Annotated in this window: 8 protein-coding genes; all 8 read left to right on the top strand. The window is 75.9% G+C overall.

Features of this window, described 5'->3' with window-relative positions; translation table 11 throughout:
* A partial coding sequence (locus ACYVKY_RS11320) for a peptidoglycan D,D-transpeptidase FtsI family protein (protein WP_460435088.1) occupies positions 1-1,819 on the top strand: 1,819 nt, incomplete at its 5' end.
* A 14-nt stretch (positions 1,820-1,833) separates the two neighbouring features.
* The gene (locus tag ACYVKY_RS11315) at positions 1,834-3,432 is read left to right on the top strand and encodes a Mur ligase family protein (protein WP_460435087.1); all 1,599 of its coding nucleotides are present in this window, start codon (positions 1,834-1,836) and stop codon (positions 3,430-3,432) included.
* Positions 3,429-4,937: a UDP-N-acetylmuramoyl-tripeptide--D-alanyl-D-alanine ligase gene (locus ACYVKY_RS11310; RefSeq protein WP_460435086.1), complete on the top strand. Its 1,509-nt coding sequence runs from the start codon at positions 3,429-3,431 to the stop codon at positions 4,935-4,937. The genes ACYVKY_RS11315 and ACYVKY_RS11310 overlap by 4 nt, the downstream gene beginning before the upstream one ends.
* Entirely contained in the window at positions 4,934-6,019 is a 1,086-nt protein-coding gene (gene mraY, locus ACYVKY_RS11305; RefSeq protein WP_460435085.1) for a phospho-N-acetylmuramoyl-pentapeptide-transferase, read from the top strand. Before ACYVKY_RS11310 ends, mraY begins: the two co-directional genes overlap by 4 nt.
* A 10-nt stretch (positions 6,020-6,029) precedes the next feature.
* On the top strand, positions 6,030-7,619 hold the full coding sequence (gene murD / locus ACYVKY_RS11300; protein WP_460435084.1) for a Mur ligase family protein: 1,590 nt from the start codon (positions 6,030-6,032) through the stop codon (positions 7,617-7,619).
* A complete protein-coding gene (gene ftsW / locus ACYVKY_RS11295) occupies positions 7,619-8,938 on the top strand; it encodes a peptidoglycan glycosyltransferase FtsW (protein ID WP_460435083.1) in 1,320 nt (439 codons plus the stop codon). Before murD ends, ftsW begins: the two co-directional genes overlap by 1 nt.
* The gene (murG, locus tag ACYVKY_RS11290; RefSeq protein ID WP_460435082.1) at positions 8,935-10,038 is read left to right on the top strand and encodes a UDP-N-acetylglucosamine--N-acetylmuramyl-(pentapeptide) pyrophosphoryl-undecaprenol N-acetylglucosamine transferase; all 1,104 of its coding nucleotides are present in this window, start codon (positions 8,935-8,937) and stop codon (positions 10,036-10,038) included. The genes ftsW and murG overlap by 4 nt, the downstream gene beginning before the upstream one ends.
* Positions 10,035-11,525 carry a UDP-N-acetylmuramate--L-alanine ligase gene (murC, locus tag ACYVKY_RS11285; protein WP_460435081.1) on the top strand — a complete coding sequence of 497 codons (1,491 nt, stop codon included), beginning with the start codon at positions 10,035-10,037 and terminating at the stop codon, positions 11,523-11,525. Before murG ends, murC begins: the two co-directional genes overlap by 4 nt.
* Positions 11,526-11,643 lie beyond the last annotated feature (118 nt).

Raw genomic sequence — 11,643 nt, 5'->3', positions numbered from 1 at the left:
GCGTCCCCGCTCGCCCGGCGTGTCCGCGCGCCCGGCGACCACGCCGCCACCGGGCGCCCGCGGACGCCCCGCGCCGCGGTCGTCGACCCACGACCGGCGCGCCCGCGGCATGGTGCTGCTGACGCTGGTCGTGCTCAGCCTGTTCGCGGCCCGGCTGGTGCAGATGCAGGGCCTGGACGCGTCGTCGCTGGCCGCCGACGCCCTCGGCAACCGGCTGGTCACCACGCCGCTGGTGGCGCACCGCGGCGAGATCACCGACGCCGACGGCGTCGTGCTCGCCGTCGACGTCGAGCGCCGCACCATCACGGTCGACCAGACGCTGGTCGACCAGTACGCCGGCAGCGAGCACGGCTCCGGCGAGACCGGTCTGGACGGCGCGGCGGCAGACATCGCGGCGATCACCGGCCAGGACCCCGCCGCGGTGCGCAGCGCCCTCGACGGCGACCGCCGGTTCTCCTACGTCGCCAAGGGCGTGACGCCGCAGCAGTGGCGCGAGGTGCAGGCGCTGCGCGTCCCCGGCGTGTACAGCGAGCGGACGAGCCAGCGCACGTACCCGGCGGGCGCGGTGGCCGGCAACCTGGTCGGCTTCACCGACGCCGAGGGCACGGGCCAGGCGGGCCTGGAGCGGATGCTGCAGGACGTGCTCGCGGGCACCGACGGCTCGCGCAACTTCGAGCGCGGCCGCGACGGGCAGATGATCCCGACCGGCGACATGGACCACACGCCCGCGGTCGACGGCCGCAGCGTCCGGCTGACCCTCGACCGCGACCTGCAGTGGTACGCCCAGCAGGCGATCACCGCGCAGGTGCAGGCGGCGGGCGCGGAGTGGGGCAGCGTGGTCGCGATCGACGTCCGCACCGGCAACCTGCTCGCGGTGGCCGAGTCGCCGAGCGTCGACCCGAACGACCCCGGCGCGACCCCGGTCGAGCAGCGCGGGACCAAGGCGCTCGAGGTGGTCTTCGAGCCCGGCTCGACCTCCAAGGTGGTCACCGCGGCGGCCGTCATCGAGGAGGGCCTGGTCACGCCGACCACGCAGTTCCAGGTGCCGTACCAGTACACGACGCCGAACGGGCAGACCTTCAAGGACTCCCACCCCCACGGCGGCCAGCAGCTCACGTTCGCGGGCGTGCTCGCGGAGTCGTCGAACACCGGCACCGTGCAGGCGGGCATGCAGCTGAGCAAGGAGCAGCGCTACGACTACCTGTCGCGCTTCGGGCTCGGGCAGGAGTCGGGCCTGGACTACCCCGGCGAGACCAAGGGCATCCTGGCGCCGCCGGACCAGTGGGACGGCCGCCAGCAGTACGCGGTGCTGTTCGGCCAGGGCGTGTCGGTGAACGCGCTGCAGTCGGCCAACGTGTTCGCGACGATCGCGAACGACGGCGTGCGGATGCAGCCGCGGCTGGTCGACGGCGTCGCCGGCCCGGACGGCGAGTTCGTCAGCGCGCCCGTCGCCGAGGGCACCCGGGTCGTCAGTCCCGAGACCGCCCAGGCGGTGCGGACGATGCTCGAGAGCGCCGTCGACGAGGGCACCGGCGGCAACGCGGCCATCCCCGGCTACCGGATCGCGGGCAAGACGGGCACCGCGCAGGCGCCGAGCCCGGGCGGCTACAGCGGCTACACCGGCTCCTTCATCGGCATGGCGCCGGCGGACGACCCGCAGGTCGTGATCGCCGTCACCGTGCAGCGTCCGACCAACGGCTACTACGGCGGCACGGTCGCCGCACCCGTGTTCAAGGACGTCATGTCGTTCGCGCTGCAGGACCTCGGCATCCCGCCGACCGGCACCACTCCCACCCCGTACCCCCTGACGTGGGAGTGAGTAGCCTCGTCGCCGTGCCTGCTCCACCCCCGCGGCCCGCGCGGCCCGTCCCGGTCGCGCTGACCGAGGTGGCCCGGTCGGCAGGCGCCCCCGCGGTGCCCGACGACGCGGCCGGGGTCGAGGTCACCGGCGTCACGCACGACTCGCGCGCCGTCCGCCCCGGCGACCTGTACGCGGCGCTGCCCGGCTCGAACGCGCACGGGGCGACCTTCACCGCGCAGGCGGTCGCGGCGGGCGCGGTGGCGGTGCTCACCGACGCGGTCGGCCGCGCGCTCGTCGACGCCGAGGGGCCGGTGCCGGTGCTGGTCGTCGACGACCCGCGCGCGGTGCTCGGCCACGTCGCCGCCACGGTGCACGGCCACCCGGCCGAGCGGCTGCTGCTGCTCGGCATCACGGGGACGAACGGCAAGACCACCACCTGCTACCTGCTGGAGTCGGCGCTGCGCTCGGCCGGCCGGCGCACCGGTCTGGTGGGCACGGTCGAGACCCGGGTCGGCGACGAGCGGGTGCCGAGCGTGCGCACGACGCCCGAGTCGACCGACCTGCAGGCGCTGCTCGCCCTGATGGTCGAGCGGGGCGTGCAGGCCTGCGCGATGGAGGTGTCGAGCCACGCGCTGGCGCTGCACCGGGTCGACGGGATCCGTTACGACGTCGCGGGTTTCACGAACCTGTCGCAGGACCACCTCGACTTCCACCCCGACCTCGAGCACTACTACGCGGCCAAGGCCTCCCTGTTCACCCCGCAGCGCAGCCGCCGCGCGGTGGTGTGCGTCGACGACCTGTGGGGACGCCGGGTCGCCGCCGACGCCGCAGCCGCCGGGCTGCCCGTCACCACCGTCGCGACGCCCGCCCTCGACGACCCCGCGCTCACCCGCGCCGGTGCCGCGCCGGACTGGCGCGCGGTCGAGCTCGCCCCGGCCGACGACGGCGTCGGCACCCGCTTCGTCCTGCTCGGGCCGGACGGCCACCGGCTCGCGCTGGTCAGCCCGCTGCCGGGCGACTTCAACGTCGCCAACACCGCGGTCGCCGCGCTGGTCCTGCGGGAGGCCGGGCTCGACGAGGGGCAGGTGGCCGACGGCCTCGCGGCCGCGACCGGCGTCCCGGGCCGGATGGAGGTCGTGCCCGGCCCGCCGGACGCGCCGCTGGCCGTCGTCGACTACGCGCACACCCCCGAGGCCGTCGCCGTGGCGCTCCGCGCGCTCCGCGGCCGCACCGCCGGTCGGCTCGTCGTCGTGCTCGGCGCCGGGGGCGACCGCGACGCGGGCAAGCGGCCGGCCATGGGCGAGGCCGCCGTCCTCGGTGCCGACGCCGTGGTCGTCACCGACGACAACCCGCGCTCGGAGGACCCTGCCGCCGTCCGCGCCGCCGTGCTGAGCGGGGCGGCGGCCGCCGCCGACGGGCTGCGCGACCGCGAGGTCGTCGTGGCCGAGGTCGGCGACCGCCGCGAGGCGGTGGCGACCGCGCTGCGCCTCGCGGGCGAGGTGCCGGGCAGCACCGTCCTCGTCGCGGGCAAGGGCCACGAGACCGGCCAGGAGGTCGCCGGCACGGTGCACCCCTTCGACGACCGGACCGTGCTGGCCGACCTGCTCGCCACGGCGGGGGTGGGCACGTGATCCCGCTCACCCTGCACGAGGTGGTGACGGCCACCGGCGGCCGCCTCGTCCCGCCGCCCGGCACGTCGGCCGCCGACGCCGAGGCGCTGGTCGTCGACGGTCCCGTCGTCACCGACTCGCGGCTCGCGGGCCCGGGCGGGCTCTACGTCGCGCGCCCCGGCGAGCACGCCGACGGCCACGACTACGTCGCCGCCGCCGCGGCGGCGGGCGCCGTCGCCGCGCTGGTGCAGCGCGAGGTCGAGACGCCGCTCGTGCAGGTCGTGGTCGACGACACCGCGACCGGTTTCGGCCTGCTCGCCCGCGACGTCGTCGAGGCCGCCGGTCCCGACCTCACCGTCGTCGCCGTCACCGGGTCGTCGGGCAAGACCAGCACCAAGGACCTGCTCGCCCACGTGCTCGGCGGCCTGGCGCCGACGGTCGCCGCGCAGGAGTCGTTCAACTCCGAGATCGGCGTGCCGCTCACCGTCTGCCGCACCGACCCCTCGACCCGCCTGCTCGTGGTCGAGATGGGGGCCCGCGGGCTCGGGCACCTCACCTACCTGACGACGATCGCGCCGCCGGACGTGTCGGTGGTGCTGAACGTGGGGCACGCGCACGCGAGCGAGTACGACTCGATCGACGGCGTCCAGGCGGCGAAGTCCGAGCTGGTGCAGGCGCTCACGGCCGACGGCGTCGCCGTGCTCAACCTCGACGACCACCGTGTCGCCGCGATGCGCGAGCACGCCGACCGCGTGGGTGCGCGCGTCGTCGGCACCAGCACCGGCGACGACCCGCGGGCGCAGGTGCGCGCCACCGACGTCGTGCTCGACGAGCGCGGCCGTGCGTCGTTCACGCTGGTGAGCGACCTCGACGAGGCGCGGGGGAGCGCACCGGTCCGGCTCGGCCTGCACGGCGAGCACCACGTGGCCAACGCGCTCGCGGTCGCCGCCGTCGCGCTCCTCGTCGGCCGGGTGCACGGGGCCGACGTCGAGCGGGTCGCCGCGCTGCTGTCGTCCGCGCGCGCGGCCAGCCGATGGCGGATGGAGGTGACCGACCGTCCCGACGGCGTCACCGTCGTCAACGACGCCTACAACGCCAACCCGGAGTCGGTGCGCGCGGCGCTCAAGGCCCTGGTGTCGATGCGGCGCGAGGGTGCACGCACCTGGGCCGTCCTCGGGGGGATGCTCGAGCTCGGTGACGAGTCGGTGGCCCTGCACGACGAGATCGGCCGGCTGGCCGTCCGGCTCGACGTCTCGCGGCTCGTCGTCGTCGGCGAGGTCGCCCGGCCGGTGCACACCGGCGCGGTGATGGAGGGCTCGTGGGGCGAGGAGTCGGTGTGGGTGCCCGACGCCGACGCCGCCTTCGACCTGCTGCACCGCGAGCTCGCCCCCGGCGACGTCGTCCTGCTGAAGTCGTCCCGCGACAGCGGCCTGCGCTGGCTGGGGGAGCGTGTCGCCGCCGACGGCGGCCCCGCACCTGCCACCCTGGACGCCGTGCCCGGGACCAGCGACGAGGACGGCCCGTGAGGGCCGTCCTGGCCTCGGCGGCCATCGCGCTGGTGCTCTCGCTGTTCGGCACCCCGCTCTACATCCGGTTCCTCGTCAAGCGCGGGTACGGCCAGTTCATCCGCGACGACGGCCCGACGACGCACCACACCAAGCGCGGGACGCCCACGATGGGCGGCGCGGTCATCATCGTGGCCACGCTGGTCGCGTACGTGGGGGCGCACCTGGCCACCTGGTCGCCCCCGACGATGTCCGGCGTCCTGGTGCTGTTCCTCATGGCCGGCCTCGGCGTCGTCGGGTTCCTCGACGACTTCATCAAGATCTCCCGGCAGCGCAGCCTCGGCCTGCGCTCGGTGCCGAAGCTGATCGGGCAGTCGGTCGTGGCGGTGATCTTCGCGGTCGCCGCGCTGCAGTTCCCCAACGACGCCTACCGCACGCCCGCGTCCACGAGCATCAGCGTCATCCGCGACACCGCCTTCGACCTCGCGTTCGCCGGGCCGGTGATCGGGCTGCTGCTGTTCGTGGTCTGGGCGCAGGTGATCGTCGCCGCGGGCAGCAACGGCGTGAACCTCACCGACGGGCTCGACGGCCTCGCCACCGGCGCCACCACGATGGTGGCCGGCGCGTTCGTCCTCATCGGCATCTGGCAGTCCGGCCAGTCCTGCCAGATCGTCGCGGTCGCGGGCCCCAACTGCTACGAGGTGCGCGACCCGCTCGACCTCGCGGTCGTCGCCGCCGCCCTCATGGGCGCGTGCTTCGGCTTCCTGTGGTGGAACGCGTCCCCGGCGAAGATCTTCATGGGCGACACCGGGTCGCTGGCCCTCGGCGGCGCGCTCGCCGGCCTCGCGATCACCACCCGCACCGAGCTGCTGCTCGTCGTGCTCGCCGGCCTGTTCGTGCTCATCACGCTGTCGGTCATCATCCAGGTCACCTCGTTCAAGCTCACCCGCAGACGGGTGTTCCGGATGACGCCGCTGCAGCACCACTTCGAGCTCGCCGGGTGGGCCGAGGTGACGATCGTGATCCGGTTCTGGATCGTCGCCGGGCTGTTCGTCGCCCTCGGTCTCGGGCTGTTCTACGCGGAGTGGGTCGTCGCCCAGTGAGGGAGCGGCAGTGAGGGACGTCTCGACCCTGACGCACGCCGACGCCGACTGGGGCGGGCTGCGGGTCGTCGTGGCCGGCCTCGGGATCTCCGGGTTCGCCGCCGCCGACGCGCTGCTGCAGCGGGGTGCCGCGGTCACCGTCGTCGACGACCGCACGGCGGCCGACCCCGGCCACGGCGAGGCGATCGCGCGCGACGCCGAGCTCGTCGACGTGCTCGGCGGCACCACGGTGCTCGGCCCAGGGTCGTCCGGGTCGCTGCCCGACGTCGCGGGCCGGGGGCCCGACCTGGTGGTCACCTCGCCCGGCTGGCGTCCGTCGACCCCGCTGCTCGCGGCGGCGGCCGACCGCGGCGTCCCCGTCTGGGGCGAGGTCGAGCTCGCCTGGCGGCTGCGGCCGAGCACCGGCGCCGCTCCGTGGCTCACCCTCACCGGCACCAACGGCAAGACCACCGCGGTGAAGATGCTCGAGGCGATGCTGCTGGCGTCCGGACGGCGTGCGCTCGCGGTCGGCAACGTCGGCACCCCGCTGCTGCACGCCGTCGTCGACCCGCGCGGCTACGACGTCCTGGCCGTCGAGCTGTCGAGCTTCCAGCTGCACTGGTCGCACTCGCTGCGCCCCCAGGCCAGCGCCTGCCTCAACCTCGCGCCCGACCACGTCGACTGGCACGGCTCGTACGAGGCGTACCGCGACGCCAAGGCCAAGGTGTACGCGCAGACCGAGCGGGCCTGCGTCTACAACGTGCAGGACCCCGTGACCGAGCAGATGGTGCGCGACGCCGACGTCGTCGACGGCGCCCGGGCGATCGGGTTCACCACCGGCGTCCCGGACGTGTCGATGCTCGGTGTCGTCGACGACGTGCTGTGCGACCGGGCCTTCCTCGCCGAACGGCGTTCCAGCGCCGTCGAGCTCGCCACCCTCGACGACCTGCGGCACGCGGGCGGGGGCGTGGTGGCGCCGCACACCATCGCGAACGCCCTGGCCGCGGCGGCGCTCGCACGGGCGCACGGGGTCTCGACGCTCGCCGTCCGCGACGGCCTGTGGGCGATGCGACCCGAGCCGCACCGCATCGCCACCGTCGCCGACCGCGACGGCGTGCGCTGGGTCGACGACAGCAAGGCCACGAACCCGCACGCGGCGGCCGCCTCGCTCGCGGCGTTCGAGCACGTGGTGTGGGTCGCGGGAGGGCTGGCGAAGGGCGCCGACTACGCCGACCTGGTGCGCCGCAACGCCTCTCGGTTGAGAGCCGTCGTGCTCGTCGGGGTCGACCGCTCGCCGCTGCGCGAGGCGCTCGCGCGACACGCGCCCGATGTACCCGTCCACGAGGTCGCCGCCCCCGAGACTGGTGGCGTGCCCGTCGCCGACACCGTGATGGCCCGCGCCGTCGACCACGCCGCCCGGCTCGCCCGGACCGGCGACGTCGTGCTGCTCGCGCCCGCCGCGGCGTCGATGGACCAGTTCGTCTCGTACGGCCACCGCGGCGACGCCTTCGCCGACGCGGTGCGCGCGCACCTCGCCGCGGTCGACGCGCTGTTCGACGAGGACGGTCCCGCGGACGGCGGGCCGGACGACGGACCGGACGACGGACCGGGGGCCGGCTGATGGCCACGACCACCCCCGGCGCCGGCCCGCGGGTGTCGTCGCGGCCCGCCGCCGGCTCCGGGGTCGCGGGCGCCCGCCGCGGGCTGGCCGCCCGCCTCGGCGAGCGCGTCGCCCGCTGGGAGACCCCGGCCACCAGCTACTACCTGCTGCTCGGCGCCACCCTCGCCCTGGTCGTCGTCGGCCTGGTGATGGTGCTGTCGTCGTCGTCGGTCGAGTCGATCGCCCTGAGCGGGTCGGCGTTCTCGGTGTTCTGGCGGCAGGCGGTCTTCGCCGTCGTCGGCCTGGTGATCCTGTGGGTCGCCTCGCGCCGCTCGATCGCGTTCTGGAAGCGCGTGGCGTGGCCGCTGGTGATCGGCGCCGTCGTCTTCCAGCTGCTGGTCTTCACCCCGCTCGGCGTCCCGGTCAAGGGCAACCTGAACTGGATCGAGGTCGCGGGCGTGCGCGCGCAGCCGTCCGAGGCCGCCAAGGTCGCCCTGGTCGTGTGGTGCGCCGCGGTGCTCGCCCGCAAGGCGCCGCTGCTGCACCGGTGGCAGCACGTGGTGGTGCCCGTCGGGCTCGTCGCCGGGCTGGTGCTCGGCCTGGTGCTGCTCGGGCACGACCTCGGCACCGCGGCCGTGATGATGATCGTGGTCGCCGCGATGCTGGTCGTCGCGGGCGTGCGGATGCGGCTGCTCGCCCTCGCCGGCCTGGCCGGCGCGGCGGTGGCGGCCGTCCTGGTGCTGTCCTCCCGCAACCGGATGGAGCGGGTCGGCACCTGGCTGTCGGGCGAGTGCGCCGACAAGTTCGGCACCTGCTGGCAGTCGACCCACGGCACCTGGGCGCTCGCGTCCGGCGGCTGGTGGGGCGTCGGGCTGGGGGCGAGCCGCGAGAAGTGGTCGTGGCTGCCCGAGGCCCACAACGACTTCATCTACGCGATCATCGGCGAGGAGCTCGGCCTGCCGGGCACGCTCGTCGTCCTGTTCCTGCTGGGCGTGGTCGCCGTCGCCGGGCTGCGCGTGATCCTGCGCCACGACGACGTCTTCGTGAAGGTCGCCACCACCGGCGTGCTCGCCTGGGTCGTCGGCCAGGGGCTGGTGAACATCGCCGTCGTGCTCGGGCTGCTCCCGGTCATCGGCGTGCCGCTGCCGCTGGTGTCCAGCGGCGGCTCCGCGCTCATCACGACCCTCGCCGCGCTCGGGGTCGTGCTGTCGTTCGCGCGCCGCGAGCCCGGCGCCGACGACGCCCTGGCCGCGCGCGCCGCCCTGGTGCGCCGCTCGCTCGCCGTCGTGGGCTCGCGCGGGTGGGCGGGGTCGGCCGCCGAGCGGCGGGAGCGCCGGTGAGCGGCCGCGAGCCGCTCTCGGTCGTGCTCGCGGGCGGGGGGACGGCGGGGCACGTCAGCCCGATGCTCGCGCTCGCCGACGCGCTGGTGCGCCGCGACCCCGGCACCCGCGTCACCGCCCTGGGCACCGCCGAGGGGCTGGAGGCCCGGCTGGTCCCGCAGCGCGGGTACGCGCTGCGCACCATCGCCAAGGTGCCGCTCCCGCGCCGGGTCTCGGCCGACCTGCTGCGCGTCCCGGGACGCCTCAAGGGCGCCGTCGACGCCGCGGCCGGCGTGATCCGGGCGGCCGAGGCCGACGTGGTCGTCGGCATGGGCGGGTACGTCAGCCCGCCCGCGTACCTCGCGGCCCGCCGCCTGGGCGTGCCGGTCGTCGTGCACGAGCAGAACGCCCGACCGGGCATCGCGAACCGCCTCGGCGCGCGGCTGACCCGCCACGTCGCCGTCACCTTCGCCGGGACGCCGCTGCCGCACGCCGTGCGGGTCGGGATGCCGCTGCGGCGCGAGATCTCGCGGCTCGACCGCGCGGCCGTGCGGGGGGAGGCGCGCAGACACCTCGGGCTCGACGGCGACCGGCCCACGCTGCTCGTCACCGGCGGCTCGCTCGGTGCGCAGCGGCTCAACGAGGCCGTGGTCGAGGTCGTCCCCCACCTGCTCGCGGCCGGCGTCGACGTCGTGCACCTCACCGGGGCGGGCAAGGCCGTCGAGGTCGCGGCAGGCACCGGTCCGGCGCGCTACGCGGCCCTCGAGTTCACCGACCGGATGGACCTGGCCTACGCCGCTGCCGACCTGGTGCTGTGCCGGGCCGGCGCGAGCACGGTCTGCGAGGTCACCACGGTGGGGCTCCCCGCGGTGTACGTCCCGCTGGCGATCGGCAACGGCGAGCAGCGGCTGAACGCGGCGCCCGTGGTGCGGGCGGGCGGCGGCCTGCTCGTCGACAACGCCGACCTGACCCCCGACTGGTTGCGCGCGCACCTGGTGCCCCTGGCCGCGGACGCCGAGCGGCTGGCGCGGATGGGCGAGGTCGCGCGCGCGTCCGCCGTCACCGACGCCGACGAGCGGCTCGCCGACCTGGTGGTCCGTGCCGCGGGGGAGGGCCGGTGACCGGCCTCGACCTCACCCGGGAGGTGCCACCCGCCGACGAGCTGTCGCCGGTGCACCTGGTGGGCATCGGCGGCATCGGCATGAGCGGCATCGCCCGCATCATGCTGGCTCGCGGGCTGCAGGTCTCGGGCAGCGACGCCAAGGACCTGCCGGTGCTCGCCGCGCTGCGCGCCGTGGGCGGCCGGGCCGAGGTCGGCTTCGACGCCGCTCGGCTCGACGGCGTCCGCACCGTCGTCGCGTCGTCGGCGATCCGCGCGGACAACGTCGAGCTGGTGCGGGCCGCCGAGCTCGGCCTCACCGTGCTGCACCGCTCGCAGGCGCTGCAGGCGCTGCTGCTCGGGTCGCGCGCCGTGGCGGTGGCCGGCACGAACGGCAAGACCACGACCTCGTCGATGCTCACCGTGCTGCTGCAGCACGCCGGGCTCGACCCCTCGTTCGCGCTCGGCGGCGAGCTGGTCGGCGCGGGCACCAACGGCCACGCGGGGTCGGGCGAGGTCTTCGTCGCCGAGGCCGACGAGTCCGACTCCTCGTTCCTGGTCTACACGCCCGCGGTGTCCGTGGTCACCAACGTCCAGCCCGACCACCTCGACCACCACGGCACCGCCGAGAACGTCGTGCTCGCCTTCGAGGCGTTCGCCGACCGGCTCGGACCGGGTGGCACGCTCGTCGCCTGCGCCGACGACCCCGGGTCGGCGGCGCTCGCCGGACGCCACCGCGGGCTCGGGCGCCCCGTCGTCACCTACGGCACCGCCGAGGACGCCGACGTGCGGGTCGAGGACGTGCGCCTGGTCGAGGGCACCAGCACCTGCGTGCTCGCCGACCGCACCGGGTCGTCGCCCGACGAGGTCGTCCGCACCCCGCTGCAGCTGCGGGTGCCGGGCGCGCACAACGTGCTGAACGCGGCGGGCGCCTACGCCGCCGCCCGGGTGCTGGGCGTCGAGCCGCGCGCGGCGGTCGAGGGGCTGGCCGGCTTCACCGGGAGCCGCCGCCGGTTCGAGGCCCGCGGCGAGGCCGGCGGCGTGCGCGTCTACGACGACTACGCCCACAACCCCGCGAAGGTGGCGGCCGCGGTCGCCACCGGGCGCCAGGTCGCCGGGGCCGGGCGCCTCGTCGTGGTGTTCCAGCCGCACCTGTACAGCCGCACCCTCGACTTCGCCGCCGACTTCGCCCGCGCGCTGTCGGACGCCGACGAGGTCGTCGTCATGGACGTCTACGCCGCCCGCGAGGACCCCGTGCCCGGCGTGACGGGAGCGCTCGTCGCCGACCAGGTCGCGCTGCCGGCCGAGCGGGTCGCGTACGTGCCCAGCTGGTCGGCCGTCCCGGCGGAGGTCGTGTCGCGGTCGGGCAGAGGCGATCTCGTGCTCACGATCGGCGCGGGCGACGTCACCATGATCGGACGCGAGGTGCTCGCGCTGCTCGCCGACCGGGAGCCGGCCGACGGATCAGGGCCCGACCCGGCCGAGGGTGACCGGGGGGACGACGCGTGAGCCCACGCCCCACCCGCCCGGTCCGGCGCCCCGCCGACCCGCCCGCGGCGTCCCCCCAGCCGGCGCAGACCGCACCGGCCGCGCCGACTGCGCCGGCCGCACGACCCGCCCGGCCGTC

The sequence above is a fragment of the Angustibacter speluncae genome (assembly GCF_054777815.1).
This window is presented reverse-complemented; position numbering and strand designations above follow the sequence as displayed.

Bases quoted from the DNA above. Each gene is read 5' to 3' on its own strand.
- ftsW (WP_460435083.1), top strand. From the start codon at position 7,619: ATGGCCACGACCACCCCCGGCGCCGGCCCGCGGGTGTCGTCGCGGCCC.